General features: G+C 58.6%; 17 protein-coding genes. 5 read left to right on the top strand and 12 right to left on the bottom strand.

Annotation, left to right across the window (positions count from 1 at the left end):
* Window positions 1-47: 47 nt before the first annotated feature.
* Window positions 48-1412 carry a siroheme synthase CysG gene (cysG, locus tag AB1748_RS00430; RefSeq protein WP_367395878.1) on the top strand — a complete coding sequence of 455 codons (1365 nt, stop codon included), beginning with the start codon at window positions 48-50 and terminating at the stop codon, window positions 1410-1412.
* 57 nt (window positions 1413-1469) lie between these two features.
* On the opposite strand, the gene trpS is transcribed toward cysG, so the two are convergent.
* The 12 genes from trpS to pilM form a co-directional block, all read right to left on the bottom strand.
* A complete protein-coding gene (gene trpS / locus AB1748_RS00435; RefSeq protein ID WP_111139722.1) occupies window positions 1470-2471 on the bottom strand; it encodes a tryptophan--tRNA ligase in 1002 nt (333 codons plus the stop codon).
* A 16-nt stretch (window positions 2472-2487) separates the two neighbouring features.
* A complete protein-coding gene (locus tag AB1748_RS00440; protein WP_111139723.1) occupies window positions 2488-3165 on the bottom strand; it encodes a phosphoglycolate phosphatase in 678 nt (225 codons plus the stop codon).
* Window positions 3149-3832, bottom strand: coding sequence for a ribulose-phosphate 3-epimerase (gene rpe / locus AB1748_RS00445; RefSeq protein ID WP_367395879.1), 684 nt, complete (start codon window positions 3830-3832; stop codon window positions 3149-3151). Before rpe ends, AB1748_RS00440 begins: the two co-directional genes overlap by 17 nt.
* A gap of 67 nt (window positions 3833-3899) precedes the next feature.
* Complete coding sequence (dam, locus tag AB1748_RS00450) at window positions 3900-4715, bottom strand: adenine-specific DNA-methyltransferase (RefSeq protein ID WP_111139733.1); 816 nt, start codon at window positions 4713-4715, stop codon at window positions 3900-3902.
* A gap of 93 nt (window positions 4716-4808) precedes the next feature.
* A complete protein-coding gene (locus AB1748_RS00455) occupies window positions 4809-5837 on the bottom strand; it encodes an SPOR domain-containing protein (RefSeq protein ID WP_111139725.1) in 1029 nt (342 codons plus the stop codon).
* A gap of 72 nt (window positions 5838-5909) precedes the next feature.
* Window positions 5910-6998: a 3-dehydroquinate synthase gene (gene aroB / locus AB1748_RS00460; protein ID WP_111139726.1), complete on the bottom strand. Its 1089-nt coding sequence runs from the start codon at window positions 6996-6998 to the stop codon at window positions 5910-5912.
* A 38-nt stretch (window positions 6999-7036) separates the two neighbouring features.
* On the bottom strand, window positions 7037-7558 hold the full coding sequence (gene aroK / locus AB1748_RS00465; RefSeq protein ID WP_003852989.1) for a shikimate kinase AroK: 522 nt from the start codon (window positions 7556-7558) through the stop codon (window positions 7037-7039).
* Between the two features lie 362 nt (window positions 7559-7920).
* Window positions 7921-9192: a DNA uptake porin HofQ gene (gene hofQ, locus AB1748_RS00470; protein ID WP_111139728.1), complete on the bottom strand. Its 1272-nt coding sequence runs from the start codon at window positions 9190-9192 to the stop codon at window positions 7921-7923.
* Complete coding sequence (locus tag AB1748_RS00475; protein WP_111139729.1) at window positions 9128-9514, bottom strand: DNA utilization family protein; 387 nt, start codon at window positions 9512-9514, stop codon at window positions 9128-9130. Before AB1748_RS00475 ends, hofQ begins: the two co-directional genes overlap by 65 nt.
* On the bottom strand, window positions 9504-9995 hold the full coding sequence (locus tag AB1748_RS00480; RefSeq protein WP_233498979.1) for a hypothetical protein: 492 nt from the start codon (window positions 9993-9995) through the stop codon (window positions 9504-9506). Before AB1748_RS00480 ends, AB1748_RS00475 begins: the two co-directional genes overlap by 11 nt.
* Window positions 9985-10530: a PilN domain-containing protein gene (locus AB1748_RS00485; protein WP_293773391.1), complete on the bottom strand. Its 546-nt coding sequence runs from the start codon at window positions 10528-10530 to the stop codon at window positions 9985-9987. Before AB1748_RS00485 ends, AB1748_RS00480 begins: the two co-directional genes overlap by 11 nt.
* On the bottom strand, window positions 10530-11330 hold the full coding sequence (gene pilM / locus AB1748_RS00490; RefSeq protein ID WP_293773388.1) for a type IV pilus biogenesis protein PilM: 801 nt from the start codon (window positions 11328-11330) through the stop codon (window positions 10530-10532). The genes AB1748_RS00485 and pilM overlap by 1 nt, the downstream gene beginning before the upstream one ends.
* A gap of 116 nt (window positions 11331-11446) precedes the next feature.
* Between pilM and mrcA the strand changes: the two genes are divergently transcribed.
* The 4 genes from mrcA (at window position 11447) to AB1748_RS00510 (ending at window position 16981) form a co-directional block, all read left to right on the top strand.
* On the top strand, window positions 11447-13996 hold the full coding sequence (mrcA, locus tag AB1748_RS00495) for a peptidoglycan glycosyltransferase/peptidoglycan DD-transpeptidase MrcA (RefSeq protein WP_293773385.1): 2550 nt from the start codon (window positions 11447-11449) through the stop codon (window positions 13994-13996).
* Between the two features lie 541 nt (window positions 13997-14537).
* Complete coding sequence (locus AB1748_RS00500; protein WP_111140881.1) at window positions 14538-14948, top strand: N-acetyltransferase; 411 nt, start codon at window positions 14538-14540, stop codon at window positions 14946-14948.
* Between the two features lie 24 nt (window positions 14949-14972).
* Complete coding sequence (locus tag AB1748_RS00505; protein ID WP_367395880.1) at window positions 14973-15662, top strand: helix-turn-helix transcriptional regulator; 690 nt, start codon at window positions 14973-14975, stop codon at window positions 15660-15662.
* A 20-nt stretch (window positions 15663-15682) separates the two neighbouring features.
* A complete protein-coding gene (locus AB1748_RS00510; RefSeq protein ID WP_367395881.1) occupies window positions 15683-16981 on the top strand; it encodes a cytosine permease in 1299 nt (432 codons plus the stop codon).
* Window positions 16982-17018: the final 37 nt, after the last annotated feature.

A 17018-nucleotide genomic window follows, 5' to 3' on the forward strand; every position in this document is an offset into this window, starting at 1 on the left:
CGCCCGTCAACAGCCCGCCTGCGCGGGCTTTTTATTAAGGACGCCTGATGGACTACTTTCCCCTGTTCTGCCGTCTGCAGGGCAGACGCTGCCTGCTGGTAGGCGCAGGTGATGTGGCGGAGCGAAAAGCCCGCCTGCTGCTGGCGGCCGGGGCCGATCTCTGGGTCGGCGCGACTGATTTCTCCCCCGTGTTCCGGCACTGGGCACAGCAGCAGGCTGTGACGCTGCTGCATGGCCCTTTTGAGCCGCACTGGCTGAAGGACTGCTGGCTGGTCGTGGCGGCCACCAGCGACAACGCCGTGAATCAGCAGGTCGCTGACGCGGCGGAAAAGCAGCAGATCTTCTGCAATCTGGTGGATGCCCCGCAGCAGGCCAGCGCCATTATGCCTTCCGTCATCGACCGTTCACCGCTGATGGTCGCCGTCTCTTCCGGCGGACGTGCGCCGGTGCTGGCGCGTCTGCTGCGGGAGAAGCTGGAGGCGATGCTGCCGCAGCATCTCGGCAAGCTGGCGCAGCGGGCAGGTACTCTACGCGACCGGGTGAAAACGCAGTTCGCCTCTCTCAATGGCCGCCGCCATTTCTGGGAGCGCTTTTTCAACAGCGAACGACTGGCGCAGACGCTGGCAAACGGTGATGAGGATCGCGCCGCGCAGATCACGGAGACGCTCCTGAGTGCCGATCCTGCCGTGCGGGGAGAAGTGGCGCTGGTGGGTGCTGGTCCTGGCGATGCCGGACTGCTGACCCTGAAAGGCCTGCAGCTGATCCAGCAGGCGGATGTCATCGTCTATGACCGGCTGGTTTCTGATGCGATTCTGAATCTGGTGCGTCGCGATGCCGAACGCATTTTTGTCGGTAAACGGGCCGGATACCACTGCGTGCCGCAGGAGGAAATCAATCAGTTACTCTGCGAGCAGGCGCAGCGCGGTAAACGGGTGGTGCGGCTGAAAGGGGGCGATCCCTTTATCTTCGGACGCGGCGGCGAAGAGCTGGAGGCGCTGGCGCAGCGGCAGATCCCGTTCAGCGTGGTGCCCGGCATCACCGCCGCTTCGGGCTGTGCCGCCTACAGCGGTATTCCCCTGACCCACCGAGATCATGCGCAGAGCGTGAGGCTGATTACCGGGCATCTGCAGAAAACGGGCTCGCTCGAATGGCAGACGCTGGCGGCGGAACAGCAGACGCTGGTGTTTTATATGGGCCTGACCCAGGCCGCAGAGATACAGCAGCAGCTGATCACGCACGGTATGCGCCGCGATATGCCGGTGGCGCTGGTAGAAAACGGCACCTCGCCCCGTCAGCGTGTGGTCAGTGGAACACTCGGCGAGCTGGAAGCACTGGCGGCTCAGGTCGCCAGCCCCAGCCTGATGATTATCGGCAGCGTGGTCGCGCTGCGTGACACGCTGCGCTGGTTCTGAGCCTGTAAATAAAAACGGCGGGCACCATGCCCGCCGTTCTGTCTGTCGCTTTCGCCGTTACGGCATCGCGACAAAGCCCACCGCTTCATACACCTTCTTCAGCGTTTCCTGCGCCTGGGCGCGGGCTTTGGCCGCGCCATCACGCATCACCTGCTCCAGCAGCGCTTCATCGTTGCGGAAACGGTGATAACGTTCCTGCAGCTCAGAGAGCATACCGGAGACGGCATCCGCCACTGCGCCCTTCAGGTGGCCATACATCCTGCCTTCGAACTCCTGCTCCAGCTCGGCGATGGTTTTGCCGGTCACGCCTGACAGAATGTCCAGCAGGTTAGAGACGCCCGCTTTCTCTTTGATGTCGTAACGCACGACAGGCGGCTCTTCAGAGTCGGTCACGGCACGTTTAATCTTCTTCACCACCGCTTTAGGATCTTCCAGCAGGCCGATAACGTTGTTGCGGTTATCGTCAGACTTGGACATTTTCTTCGTCGGCTCCAGCAGCGACATTACGCGCGCGCCGGACTTCGGAATAAACGGCTCCGGCACCTTGAAGATCTCGCCATAAAGCGCGTTGAAGCGATGCGCGATATCGCGGCTCAGCTCCAGATGCTGTTTCTGATCTTCACCGACCGGCACCTGATGGGTCTGATAGAGCAGGATGTCAGCCGCCATCAGCACCGGATAGTCGAACAGACCAGCGTTAATGTTCTCTTCGTAACGCGCGGATTTATCCTTGAACTGAGTCATGCGGCTCAGCTCACCGAAGTAGGCGTAGCAGTTCAGGATCCAGCTCAGCTGCGTGTGCTCCGGCACATGTGACTGCACGAAGATGGTGCTTTTTTCGGGGTCGATACCACAGGCCAGATAGAGCGCCAGCGTATCCAGCGTCGCCTTACGCAGTGCAGCAGGATCCTGACGCACAGTGATCGCATGCAGATCCACGATGCAGTAGATGCAGTGGAAATCATCCTGCATCTGCACCCACTGACGCAGTGCTCCCATGTAGTTGCCGATGGTCAGTTCGCCGGACGGCTGTGCGCCGCTGAAAACGATGGGTTTCATACTTATGTCCTGATATTTACAGCCCCAGAGCGGGCAATAGTTCGTCGAAAGAGTCGAGGGTTAAATCGGGCTGGCTGGTGGCAATCGGCTCGCCATAGTTGTAGCCAAAGGTCAGGCCGACATGCGGAACGCCCGCCGCCTGCGCGGCCTGGATATCATTGCGGGAATCACCGATAAACAGCAACTCCTTCTGCAGCAGACCAAAGGTGCCCAGCACCTTAAAGATCGCCGCCGGATGCGGTTTTTTAACCGGCACATCGTCGCCACCGATAATCAGTGAAAACGCATCCTCAATACCCAGCGACGCGAGCAGCGGTGCCACAAACGGCGTCGGCTTGTTGGTGACAATCGCCATCGGCAGCCCGGCGGCTTTGAAGGCGGCCAGCGTCTCCTTCACCTGCGGGAACAGCGTACTGCCCGCCTCGACGGTGTCGGCATAATGACGGTCAAACAGCGCCCGGGCATCACGCTGCTCTTCTGGCTGCGGCTCGCGGCCCAGCGCGAAGGTCAGCGCGCGGGCCATCATGATATCGGCACCGTTACCAATCCAGGTTGACACACGCGCCAGACCCGCCTGCGGCAGACGAAGGTCGTTCAGCGTGCGATCGATTGCATCGGCCAGGCCTGGCGCGCTATCGACCAGCGTGCCGTCCAGATCGAACGCCAGCGCACGGATATCAGTGAAATGAGCCATTGGTCTTCTCCAGTTCGTTGCGCATATCGTCGATCACTTTCTTGTAATCGGGATGACCAAAGATGGCCGAGCCGGCCACAAACATATCCGCCCCGGCGGCCGCGATCTGGCCGATGTTGTCGATCTTGACGCCGCCATCCACTTCCAGACGAATGTCGTAGCCGCTCTGATCGATACGTCTGCGCGCTTCGCGCAGCTTATCCAGCGTGCCGGGAATAAAGGACTGACCGCCAAAACCGGGGTTGACGGACATCAGCAGAATGATATCCAGCTTGTCCATCACGTAATCGAGGTAGCTCAGCGGCGTCGCCGGATTAAAGACCAGGCCCGCTTTGCAGCCATGCTCTTTAATCAGTTGCAGGGTACGATCGACATGTTCGCTGGCTTCGGGATGAAAAGTGATATAGGTGGCGCCCGCTCTGGCGAACTCGGGGATAAGCGCATCCACCGGTTTCACCATCAGATGCACATCGATGGGGGCGGTGATGCCATAGTCGCGCAGGGCTTTCAGCACCATCGGACCCATGGTCAGGTTAGGGACGTAGTGGTTGTCCATCACGTCGAAGTGAACCACGTCACCTCCGGCCGCCAGCACTTTGGCCGTATCTTCGCCCAGGCGAGCAAAGTCTGCCGAAAGGATTGAAGGGGCCAGCAAATATTGTTTCATCCGATTCTCCCACTGTTGTGCGCCAGCCCTGCGGCTGGCGTAATGCGTTGGTCGCGGACGAAACAGACTAGCGATAAAGTGCCAGCAGTTCGTCGACCTTGGTGCGACCGGTTATGCTCCGGCTGATAGAACGCCGGGCTTTGACCACATGTAACACTGCACCCTGATACCACAAACGCGTCAGTGCAGTGTCGTGGTTGGAAATCAGTACCGGAATCCGGTGCTCCGATGAAGAGATCTCTGCGGCCAGCGCCGCCAGATTCTCCTGCTCACGCAGGCTGAAGCTGTTGGTGTGGTAAGCCGTAAAATTGGCCGTTGCCGACAGCGGCGCATAAGGCGGGTCGCAATAAACCACCGATCCTTTACCGGCACTCTTCAGGGTAACATCGTACGATTCACAGACAAACGTCGCTTTCTGTGCACGCTCAGCAAACCATAACAGTTCTGCTTCGGGAAAGTAGGGTTTGCGATAGCGGCCGAACGGGACGTTGAATTCACCCCGCAGGTTATAGCGGCACAGACCGTTGTAACAGTGACGGTTCAGATAGAGGAACAGCAGCGCACGCTGATAGGCGTCCGTGCTGGTATTAAATTCAGTGCGGTGCTGGTAATAACAGATTTCGTTGTTATTTTCTGGCGTGAAGAGCCGCTGCGCATCGCGGATAAAGTCCGACGTGCGCGTTTTAACAATGTTGTAGAGATTGATCAGGTCACTGTTAATATCGGCAAGATGATAGCGATCAAATTCAGTGTTCAGAAACACCGAACCTGCACCAACAAATGGCTCGACCAGACAGTCGCCCTGCGGCAGATGGCGATGGATCTCTTCTACTAAGGGAAATTTTCCCCCTGCCCATTTCAGGAAAGCGCGATTTTTTTTCATGCTGTCGTGGTTATTACATCTTATTGTGAGGCTGTGGCTGAACCGACAGCAGATCTGCGCTTTAAACGGGGCCAGCGAGTGGCCCCACATCCGCTATTGGCTGGCTTCTTTCTTCACCTGGCTGACGGGCTTCACCCACGGGTTCTTCGCACGCACGTCTGCAGGCAGTGAGGCCACTGCCCGTTTAGCATCCGCTGGCGTCGCGTAGGAGCCACTGACCAGCACGTACCACGGCTGACCGCTGCGGGTGGTTTTGTAGACGTGATAGCCACTCAGATTCTGCTGCTTCGCCCAGGCGTTCAGACTTTCCGGCTTCGACGCGCCGCTCAGTTGCAGCGTGTAGCTGCCGCCAGGCAGGGATTTGCTGGCCGTACCGCTGCCGGCGACGGACGTAGCAGGCGCAGAAGTGGCAGGTGTCCGCGCGGGCGTCGTGTGGGTTCTGCTGTCACGGGTAACCGGCTTCGACGCGGTGGCCGTTTTGTGCGATGACTCGTGCGCCGGACGGGCCGCAGTCGTGGTGCGGTTTGGCGTCTGGCGGCCCGGTGCGGTAACCGGGTTGGCTGCCGTGCCGGACGTGCCCGCCGTGCCGCTGACGGTCGCAGGCGCGGTTGGCAGAGAGCTGCCCCCCTGCGAGCCCATCGCGGCGTTATCGACCTGCTGCTGCTGATTGGTCAGCGCGCTGTTGAGGTCGCCCGGCAGCGTTACACGCTGCTGACTGGCGGGCGTATCAACCGGTGCTGCCTGCGTCGGCGTGGAGGCTACAGGCGGCATCGAGATGTCGCGCTGCGCGTCAGATCCACTATTTGCGCTGGTCGCCGGGCTGTTTTCGGTCGTGGCCGGGCTATTCTGTGCACCTGACATAGAGGAGGAACCGGTCAGATCGATATTTTTCTCGCTGCCGGAACCGCCACCCGCCGCCGTGGTGGATTTCTTCTCATCCGGGCCATTCAGTGCCGATCCAATGCCCAGCACCAGTAACAGCAGGACCAGGATCCCGACACCCATCATGATACGCTGGCGCGAAACCGGTATTCTGGCTGCGGTAGACGACTTACGAGGGCGCGAGGGACGGCGGTCGCTGGCGTCAGGTTTTAACTCGTCTTCCGGTTTAAACTCATCCATTTTGCCTCCTCCGTAAAGCGGCATTCCGCACTGCGCACCCTGCGCGCCGCGTCACCACTCAACTGCTTAATCTCAGGGTTGCTGACAATCGTTAATTGCAGCCAGCACCATATCATGTGCCACGCCGCCACGCACTTCAGAGCGGCCAATCGACAGCGGGAGTATCAGCCGCAATTCGCCCGCCAGAACTTTTTTATCGCGCATCATGTGTGGCAGGTACATCTCTGCACTCATCGCCTGCGGCCCGTGTACCGGTAAACCGGCACGTCGCAACAGAGCAATAATGCGGTCTGTCTCTTCCGCACTGAACTGTCCCAGACGTTCCGCCGTGCGCGCCGCCATCACCATGCCTGCGGCAATCGCTTCGCCATGCAGCCAGTTGCCGTAGCCCATGTGGGCTTCAATCGCATGGCCAAAGGTATGACCCAGATTGAGCAGCGCCCGCTGACCGTTTTCACGCTCATCGGCAGCCACCACGTCCGCTTTCAGTTCACAGCAGCGACGGATGCAGTAGGCCAGCGCCTGCGCATCCAGCGCCAGCAGCGCATCCAGGTTCTGCTCCAGCCACTGGAAAAATGCGCCATCAAGGATGATGCCGTATTTGATCACTTCGGCCAGACCGGACGCCAGTTCGCGCGCGGGTAGCGTCTGCAGACAGGTTGTATCGATCACCACCGATGCGGGCTGATAAAACGCACCGATCATGTTTTTGCCCAGCGGGTGGTTAACGGCCGTTTTGCCACCAACCGACGAGTCAACCTGCGACAGTAAGGAGGTCGGCACCTGAATAAAGCGAACGCCACGCTGATAACTCGCCGCAGCAAAACCGGTCAGATCGCCAATGACGCCGCCGCCTAAGGCGACAAGCGTCGTATCACGACCGTGCGGTTTTTGCAGAAGGGCGGTAAAGACCTGATCCATCACGGCCAGCGTCTTATACTGCTCGCCGTCGGGTAAGATCACCTGATCCACATTGACCCCTGCCGCTGTCAGCTGCGCTATCAGCGGGTCAAGATAGAGCGGGGCCAGCGTCTGGTTTGTCACCACCATGGCGTTTTCGCCCGCCTTCAGCGGCCAAAAAGAAGCCGGATCGTTAAACAGTCCGGCGGCGATAGTGATGGGGTAACTGCGTTCCCCCAGTGAGACGGTGATCTTCTCCATGATGCCCGATACCTGTTAAAGAGTCTTCGAACGTTGGATCAACTTTTTTCCAACATGTGGATAATCTGATTCGCCACCACTTTGGCACTCTGATCATCGGTGCGGATGGTGACATCGGCGATCTCTTCATAGAGCGGATTACGTTCACCGGCCAGTGCTTCGAGCACTTCGCGCGGCGGCGAATCCACCTGCAGCAACGGACGTTTTTTGTCACGCTGGGTGCGCGCCAGCTGCTTCTCGATGGTGGTTTCAAGATAAACCACAACACCGCGGGCGGAGAGACGATTACGCGTTTCCCGGGATTTGACGGAACCCCCGCCTGTCGCCAGGACGATGCCTTGCTTCTCGGTCAGTTCGTTAATGATTTTTTCTTCGCGATCGCGAAAGCCAGCTTCGCCTTCGACATCAAAAACCCAGCCCACATCCGCTCCGGTGCGTCGCTCAATTTCCTGATCGGAATCGAAGAACTCCATGTTGAGTTGCTGAGCCAACTGACGGCCAATAGTGCTTTTGCCGGCACCCATCGGCCCAACCAGAAAGATATTGCGTTTCTCTGCCATTTTGTCGGTATTACTAAGAATTCGTTAATGATACCCCGCGTTCAGCATTTGCTGGCGGGACAGGAACTGAGACCTCATGAGCGTTAGCAAGAGTCAGATGAAAAATTATCTCAACACTCAAGGCTGTTTGGCAACCGATTATATTGCCTTCAGCACATCCATTTCTGGATTGGCCTGTGTTCGCGAAACTGTAACGCGCCAGCGCTGCGTCTTTACAACGCGGCTTACAGAGGAGTTTACTAATCTGCTTGCCTGGATTTACCGGGCATAGACGGTTACACCGTATTGAAAATCGCTAAACCTTGTAAGCTAATTCCTCTCCGGCGTCAACGCAGTTGGCCTTCAGGAACACATTTTCCGTTTTATCCACCCGTAAGCGCTGATTCCCTGACCAATCGCGGCGTAATGAAGATGACCAGCTCTCTTTTTTTGCGCTGTTCCGAATGCTGGCGAAACAGCCCGCCAATCAGCGGCACGTTTCCCAGCAGCGGCACCTGATTCTGCCCGCGCGTGCGCTGCTGCTGAAAGATACCGCCTAATGCCAGCGTTTGCCCGTCGCTGACCGTGACCTGCGTCTCAATTTCCTGTTTATCAATAGATAATATGTCGCTGTCGCCGCTTCGGATGGTGCGACCCGGCATATTCTGGCTGATATGGATTTTCAGCTGAATGCGGCCCTTGCCGGAGATGGCGGGCGTCACCTCCATGCCCAGCACCGCCTCTTTAAACTCAATACTGGTGGCGCCGCTGTTGCCTGCCGACACGGCATAGGGAATTTCGGTGCCCTGCTTGATCGAGGCGGTCTGCTGATGCGAGGTAAAGAGACGCGGACTGGCGATAATTTCAATCTGGTTCTCCTGCTCCAGCGCACTGAGCTCCAGATCCAGAAGCCCGCCGCCGATGCGCGCCAGCGCCATCCCTACGCTGATGCCCGGAGAACTCACCGCCAGCGGAATAGCCAGCCGGGGATGATGCAGGATGTCGGTCACCGCCGCATCACCCGCCTGCAGCCCCCACTTCACCCCCAGCTCCTGCAGATGCTCTTCGCTGATGGTCACGATGTGCGCCGAAAGCTCGATCTGCTCCAGCGGCCGATCCAGCGCCCGTATCCAGCGCTCCGTCTCTTTTAACGCGGCCGCCGTATCGCGCAACAGCAGTGCATTGGTGCGTTTATCGATTGTTACGCTGCCGCGCGGCGTCATGAGTGTCTGCCGTTCACTCAGCAGACTCGCATGGACCTCACTGGCGCTGGCATAGCGCAACAGTACGCTACGCTGCTGCAGGGGGCGCTGCTGTAACGCTTCCTGCTGCTCAGCCTGACGCGCCTGTTGCTGAGCCTGCTGCCAGCTGGCCGGGTAGACCATCAGGACATTGTCCTGTTCGATCAGCGTCAGCTTTGCCATGCGCGCCACCAGATCCAGCGCCTGATGCCAGGGCACATTATCCAGCCGCAGAGACAGCGTCCCCTCCACGTCCGGCGCAATCAGCAGGTTGATCTGCTGATAATCCGCCAGTGCCTGCAGAATACGCGTCACCGGCGCATGATCAAACGTCAGGCTGAGCGGCTCTTCATCGGCGGCGTAAACCGGCAGCAGGCCGCTCAGGGCCAGCAGCAGCAGGGCTATCCTTGTCATGCGCTCCTCCTTTTAAATAGATCCGGGTCTGTTGTGCCTCGCAGCTATCCGGCACCACCAGGGTGATACTGTGACGGCGGATATCAGCAGGCTGCCAGGGGGCAACGGGAAACGGCCTGCCGCTGCGGGCCATTATGCTCTGCCCCTGTGGGGTCAGCAGCCAGGCGTGATAATGCGCCTCGCGCCCGACGATCCCCTGCAGCCGCCAGCCGGTCAGGGGCGCGACGACGGCCTTGCAGAGCGACGTTGCGACAGGCTGAAACGGATCCCGCGCCAGCACGCCGCCACCGCAGAGCAGCAGAATCAGCAGGCTATAGCGCATCGTCAGGGTCCAGCCAGAGCTGCGCGACCAGAAACGGCGGCTGTGAGCGCAGCTGAAAATGGTGCGGAAAAGGCGCATCACCTTCGGCAAGCTCGGCAAACAGCGACTGGAACGCCGGCCACTGCAGATGCAGCGTCAGCGTGCGCGAAGCGGTATCGGGCTGCCACGCCTCAAGCTGGTGATGACGTGCGGCCAGAATCGCGTCCATGGCCCCGTCCGAATCGGGTCTGGCGCGCTGCAGGGCCTGCAGTTGCGCCTTCAGCTGCGCACTAGCGGGATGCTGCTGCCACTGCTGCTGGCGTTGCTGCAGAGTGTGGGTTAACTGCGACAGCATCTGCTGTTCCACGATCAGCGCCTGCTGCCGGGGGCGTAACAGAGCGACCCCGAAGAGCAGCAACAGCCCGGCAGAGACGATCGCGAGCAGCCCGTAGCGTGGCAACGCAGTCATCTGCCACCAGCGATCCCACCACTCACTCATCATTCACCTCCCGCAACGTCAGTTGCAGTGAAAAATGATAACGGCCATCAGGCTGACGCTTAACGCCGCCCTGCTTCACCTGGTCAAACAGGGTGACAGTGGTTAACTGCTGGCGGAACTGCCGGATCGCCACCATATCCTGTGCCATTCCCTCCAGCATCAGACGCTGGTCGCGCTTCTCCAGCCGGGTCAGCCAGGCGCTGTCGGGTAACAATGCGGGTAAATCCAGCCAGAACTGCTGCCAGGCGACCCGCTGCGCCCGCTGCCTGCGCTGCTTCGCCTGCTGCTTCTGTACGACCGCGAGCTGCGCCAGCAACGCCTTCTGCTCCGCCAGCTGTTTTGCCAGATGGTTCAGCGCCTGCTGCTGCACACCGGTAGCCTGCGCCACATGCTGACGCGCCTGCTGGATACGCCATGCCTGCTGCATCACCGCCAGTAAGAGGCTGATGGCCACCAGTAACAGCACCGCCAGGCTCTGCCGTCGCTGCTGCTGAAGACGTCGCTGCCGCCAGGGCAGCAGATTAACCGCGATATGCATTATTCGTCCCCGCGCAGCGCCAGTCCGGCGGCCAGCACAAACGCGCCCGGATTTTCCGGCAGAGGCGGCTGTTGATAGCGAAAGAGATCGAAAGGAGAAAACAGAGTGGCGTCAGCCGGCAGCACCGCTTCTCCGGCTGCACACCAGGCGACAGCTGGCGCGTCAGGAAAAGCCTGCCGGAGAGCCTCGGGCGTGGCAACCCCGGCGGTATCGACAGCGGTATGCGCATCGCTCCAGAGCCAGCGTTCATCCTGATGCAGGGCCAGCACCGCGCCCGGCGGCCATGCTGCCTGCCGGACCAGTCGCTTCAGCGCGTCGGTCGTGAGTTCAAACACCTGCGGCGTGAGTCCCGCCTGTAACAGGGGAGTCATCCACTGTTCGATGATCTCCAGCCGTGCTGCCGTCACGCAGAGCTGACCTTCCTGTGCCGCCGGGCGATAATCCAGCGCCAGCGCGGCAGGCTCCAGCGGAAAGAGACGGCGCGCAGCCGCCTGCACATAGTGTTCCAGTGCCTGCGCCTTCAGCGGCTGCGCGGGCAGCGGGAGCTGACGCTGCAGCACCAGCCGGGCGGGCAGTGCGACCCGCAGCGAGTAACGGCGCGGCAATCGCTGACGCCAGGCGGTTAAGGCCGCCAGTAACTCAGGTGAAGATTGCAGCACGCCGTTTCTTAACGTATCTTGCGGCAGCCGCTGCTGCCACCAGTGGCGTAGCTGCCAGCCATCACGACGGGGCTGGAGGGCCAGGGCGCAAATCTGCCTATTCTGAATATCCAGCCCAATTTGCCAGGTATGAAAAGCCATCCGCGCGATCTCCTTATCGTCCGGGAAAATGGACATATCAAAGCGTCTGGCTTGCCTTTATACTACCGCGCGGTTGTTTATAAACTGCTCAAACGACAACAGATGGGAAATTCCAGGTGAAGTTCGTAAAGTATTTATTGATCCTTGCAGTGTGTTGCATCCTGTTGGGAGCTGGCTCGATTTATGGTTTATACAAATACATAGAGCCGCAGCTGCCTGACGTCAACACGCTGAAAGATGTGCGTCTGCAGACCCCTATGCAGGTTTACAGCGCCGATGGCGATCTGATCGCCCAGTATGGCGAGATGCGCCGTATTCCTTTGACGCTGCAACAGGTGCCACCGGTGATGGTGAAAGCTTTTATCGCCACCGAAGACAGCCGCTTTTATGAGCATCACGGCGTGGACCCGGTGGGAATTTTCCGTGCGGCCAGCATTGCGCTGGTTTCCGGTCATGCCTCACAGGGTGCCAGTACCATTACGCAGCAGCTGGCCCGTAACTTCTTCCTGAGCCCTGAACGCACCCTGATGCGTAAGATAAAAGAGGCGTTCCTGGCGATCCGCATTGAGCAGTTGCTGAATAAAGATGAGATTCTTGAGCTCTATCTGAACAAGATCTATCTGGGCTACCGGGCTTATGGCATCGGAGCCGCCTCGCAGGTCTATTTTGGTAAGCCGGTGGACCAGCTGTCGCTGAGTGAGATGGCGATGATTGCCGGACTGCCGAAGGCGCCCTCAACCTTCAACCCGCTTTACTCACCGAGCCGCGCCCTGTCGCGCCGCAACGTCGTGCTGGCGCGTATGCTGGATCAGCATTACATCACCCAGCAGCAGTATGACGAAGCCCGCAACACGCCACTGGTCGCGAAGTATCACGGTCCTGAAATTGCGTTCTCTGCCCCCTATCTGAGCGAAATGGTGCGTCAGGAGATGGTGAAGCGTTACGGTGACAGCGCCTACACCGACGGTTATAAGGTCTACACTACCGTGACCCGTCGTCTGCAGGAAGCCGCACAGACTTCGGTGCGCAACAACGTCATGGCCTACGATATGCGTCATGGCTATCGCGGGCCGACTCGTGTGCTGTGGAAAGTGGGTGAACCCGCCTGGGATCAGACAAAGATTGAGAACACGCTGAAGCCGCTGCCGGTCTACGGTCCGCTCCATCCGGCAGTGGTCACGGATGCGCGCAGCGATGAAGCGACGGTGATGCTGAAAGATGGCAGCAACGTATCGCTGACGTTAGCCGGTGTACGCTGGGCGCGTCCCTACAAGTCCGACACCGTGCAGGGGCCGACGCCGAAGAGCGTGACGCAGGTCCTGCAGGCCGGTCAGCAGATCTGGGTGCGCAAAGTGGGTGACGACTGGTGGCTGGGCCAGGTGCCGGATGTCAATTCAGCGCTGGTTTCACTGAATCCTGATGATGGTGCGGTACGTGCGCTGGTGGGCGGTTTCGCCTTTAACCAGAGCATGTTTAACCGTGCCACCCAGGCGCTGCGACAGGTCGGTTCTAACATCAAGCCTTTCCTCTACACCGCTGCGATGGATCGCGGGCTGACGCTCGCCTCGATCCTTAACGATGTGCCGATCTCACGCTGGGATGCAGGAGCCGGTGCGGACTGGCGTCCCAAGAACTCACCGCCAACCTATGATGGTCCGATTCGTCTGCGTCAGGGCCTGGGGCAGTCGAAAAACGTCGTGATGGTGCGGGCGATGCGTGCGATGGGCGTGGATTACGCCGCAGAGTATCTGCAGCGCTTTGGTTTCCCGGCGCAGAACATCATTCACACCGAGTCGCTGGCGCTGGGCGCCGCCTCGTTCACCCCGCTCCAGGTGGTGCGCGGCTACTCCGTGATGGCGAATGGTGGCTTCCTGATTGACCCCTACTTCATCAGCCGGATTGAGAATGAACAGGGCAACACCGTGTTCGAAGAGAAACCGAAGATCGCCTGTCCACAGTGCAATCTGCCGGTGATCTACGGTGAAACCAGGAAAGCGCTGGCGCTGAACGAAGAGAGTGTAGAGAACGTCGCAGCCTCAGACGCTAAGCAGAATCAGGCGGCGCCTCAGCCTGCACTGGAGCAGGTGCCGGCTCAGGCCCAGCAGGGCGGTCAGGCGTATGCGCCACATGTCATCAATACCCCGCTTAGCTTCCTGATCAAGAGTGCGCTGAACAGTAATATCTTCGGCGAACCGGGCTGGATGGGCACCGGCTGGCGTGCCGGCCGTGACCTTAAACGTAATGATATCGGCGGTAAAACCGGTACCACCAACAGTTCGAAAGACGCCTGGTTCTCGGGCTACGGCCCGGGTGTGGTGACCTCCGTCTGGATCGGTTTCGATGATGCGCGCCGTGATCTGGGCCGCAGCACGCTCTCCGGTGCCATTCCCGATCAGATTTCGGGCTATGAAGGCGGCGCGAAGAGTGCGCAACCGGCATGGGATGAGTTCATGAAGAGCGCGCTGGAAGGCGTCCCGGTGCAGCCGTTAACGCCGCCGGACGGGGTGGTGACGGTCACCATCGACCGCAGCACCGGCAAACTGGCTAATGGTGGCGGCAATACCCGTCAGGAATATTTCATCAATGGCACCCAGCCGACCGAATATTCGGTTCATGATGTGGGCACCACCATCATGGACAATGGCGAGAGTCACGAGCTGTTCTGACGTAACCGCTGGCGTGTGAAATCAACAAAGCCGATCGCTCTGACGATCGGCTTTTTTTTTGCGTAAAAAGGGGATGGCCCAGGGGTTTAAAAAAGGATACGCAACGCTGCGTTTTCACATCACTGCCCTCCTCTGCTTTGCTGCCATCAGCAGGGAGTATCAGAGCGTAGTCTGGATCGATGGGGATAAAGTAGCGGGGGGACAGAATCAAATCAGAGGTTCAGCGGCGACACGCATAAAAAAATACCGCCCACATCAGTGACCGGCATTTTTTGTGCCTTATGTTATAAGGCGACAGCGTCCTGGCTTATTTGTGACTGTCACGAAAAAAGTCAATCGCATGTTATTATAGTGCTGAAAATCGCATTTCCCTGGCGCCAGCGGATAAAACAGATTGCATGGCAACGCAATACGTCGGGCCAGCATAATAGTTACCGCTTCGGATAACAGGGGGGATATTGGCTCTTGCGCCTCGCTTTTTATCGTGATAAGAAGCCTGCCAGATTGCTCATATTTAATTATTCGCGGAAACTGTTTATATATGGAAATTGAAATTGGCGATGTGCCGGACCAGAAGAGTGAAGAATATATTATTCAGCAACTCTGGCAGCATAATAGTGCTTTCGCTGACATCAACATGAAAACATTGAATGTTATCCTGTATGACGATGAGAAAAATATTCAGGGTGGCCTGTTAGCGCACACCTGGTGCGGCACGCTGGATATCCACTATTTCTGGATAGCCGAGGCGCAGCGCATGCATGGCACAGGGCGTAAGATGATGCAGGCAGCGGAAGAAGAGGCGCGTAACCGACACTGTCATATGGCAGTGGTAGACACACTGAGTTTTCAGGCTCGCGGTTTCTACGAGAAATTAGGTTATCGCGTTTATGGCGAACAGGAAGGCTATGCAGAGCGCTACGCACGCTACTATCTGGCAAAACGATTATAACCTGAATGATTTCAGCGAGGTGCCATGGATAGCCCCTACCGTAGTATCGATGAGTTTATTGCCCCATTCGCCACAACAATGGATCTGTTACCGACCCCGTGGGGATTTAAGGATGCGGCTTCACAGCATCTTTATATGAATGAAGCGGCCAGAAAGTACACGGCGACGCCTGAAAATTATCGCTTAGAGGGTAAGAGGGACAATGAATTCCCTACCCCCTGGAGCGATTGTGCCGATCAATTCTGCGAGCACGATCAACAGGCTGAAGCGGCAAAAGGCAGCGTTGCCGTGATTGAAACACATTACTGGTACGGCAATAACTACCTCTCCCCTTTTATCAGCGAAAAATATCCGGTGTTCGACCACAATAAGCAGCTGCTGGGCTGTATCTGGAATGCACGTCCGGTCGATAATCTCTCCGCGATGCGCTTTATCGATCAAAAGAAGGCGTCCGTTCTGACCACGCGGCTGGCGCATCCCCTGTTTACCTCCGCCGAACTGGATGTCATCTTCCTGCTGCTGCGGCGGTTCAATGCCAAAGAGATCGCGCGTATCTACAACCTGAGCGTAAAAACCATCAGCAACCGCATCACGACGCTTTATCAGAAAGCCGGAGTCCATTCGCTTCAGCAATTTGAGAGCTACTGCTACGCGGAATCGCTGGAAAGTTATCTGCCAGAGCACTTTCTCGGCGCTGGCGTTATTTTTATTTAAATCGGTAAGGAAACCCTGCAGTGAGTAAATTTGACGATTACCCCCTGAGTCGCGTGCCTGAAAATAAACGACTTTCGCTGCTGAGCGTGGCGATTGTGCACATGGGTATGCTGACGGCGCTGGACCAGTTTATGCTCGGGGCCGTGCTGGGCAACGGTATGTCCACGGGTGAAGCTTTTACCGCGATTACCCTGGCCAGCCTGCTGTTTGGTGTGCTGACGTTTGCGCTCGGCTATGCCGGAATGCGCGAAGGTCTGCCCGGTAGCCTGCTGGCACGCTGGTGCGGCTTTGGCCGTCACGGTTCGGTGCTGATTGGCCTGCTGGTGGCAATCAGCCTGCTGGGGTGGTTCGGCATCCAGAATGCGGTCTTCGCCCGGTCGCTGAGCTATGCGCTCGATGGCCGGCTCAGCTTCGCCGAAGCGGCAGCCCTGTCAGGGGGTGTCCTGACCCTGCTGGTGACCTTTGGTTTCCGGGCGCTGCGGTTTACCGCCCGCATTGCCGTACCACTCTTTATTGCACTGGTGGGCTGGATTTTCTGGCACGCCTTTCACGGTCAGGCTGGCCCTGTTGCTCAGCCAGCGGTAGCGGCTGATCCCATTACCGTGAGCGCCGCAATTACCATGGTGATTGGCGGCGCAATCCTGGCCAGCCTGATGACGCCCGATCTGACCCGTTTCTCACGCAACGGAAAAGATGTGTTTGCCATTACGCTGCTGACTATTCTGGCGGGCGAATATGGGATCAATGGCCTGGCGATTCTGGTCGCCAGAGAGCTGCAGACTGCCGACATTATTGCCATCATTACGCAGACCACCAGCACCCTGGGGTTGTTTGCGGTAGTCTTTTCAACCCTGCGCGTTAACGATCTGAATCTCTACTCCTCCACCCTGGGCATCAGCAATGCGATCGAGGGCGTGACGGGCTATAAGCCGCGCTATCAGGTGATTACGCTGCTGCTGGGGGTGCTCGGCACGCTCTGTTCTATTCTGGGGATCCTCGACCGGTTCGTCGATTTTCTGGAGCTGCTGGGTGTGGTCTTCCCGCCGGTTCTGGGGGTGATGATTATTGATTACTACGTGCTGAAAACCAGCCGTCAGACGCTTGCGCTGGGCCGCACGGAGAATGCCCTGCCGCCCGTCTCGGTGTCGATTGGCTGGCCGGCACTGATCGCCAGCCTCGCGGGTGCGGCCACCGGCCTGTTTATTGAGCGCGGCGTCCCGGTCTTCAACTCGTTAATCGTCGCCTGCCTGGCTTATCTGGTGGCGGCGCCTCTGTCCAGGCGGCTATCAGCGCGGCAGACAGGCGCGCTGACGGACTGATTACGCTCCTTCTCTGCTGATTGCGCCGCTGGCTGGC

This window comes from Pantoea sp. Ep11b (genome assembly GCF_040783975.1).
Classification (GTDB): domain Bacteria; phylum Pseudomonadota; class Gammaproteobacteria; order Enterobacterales; family Enterobacteriaceae; genus Pantoea.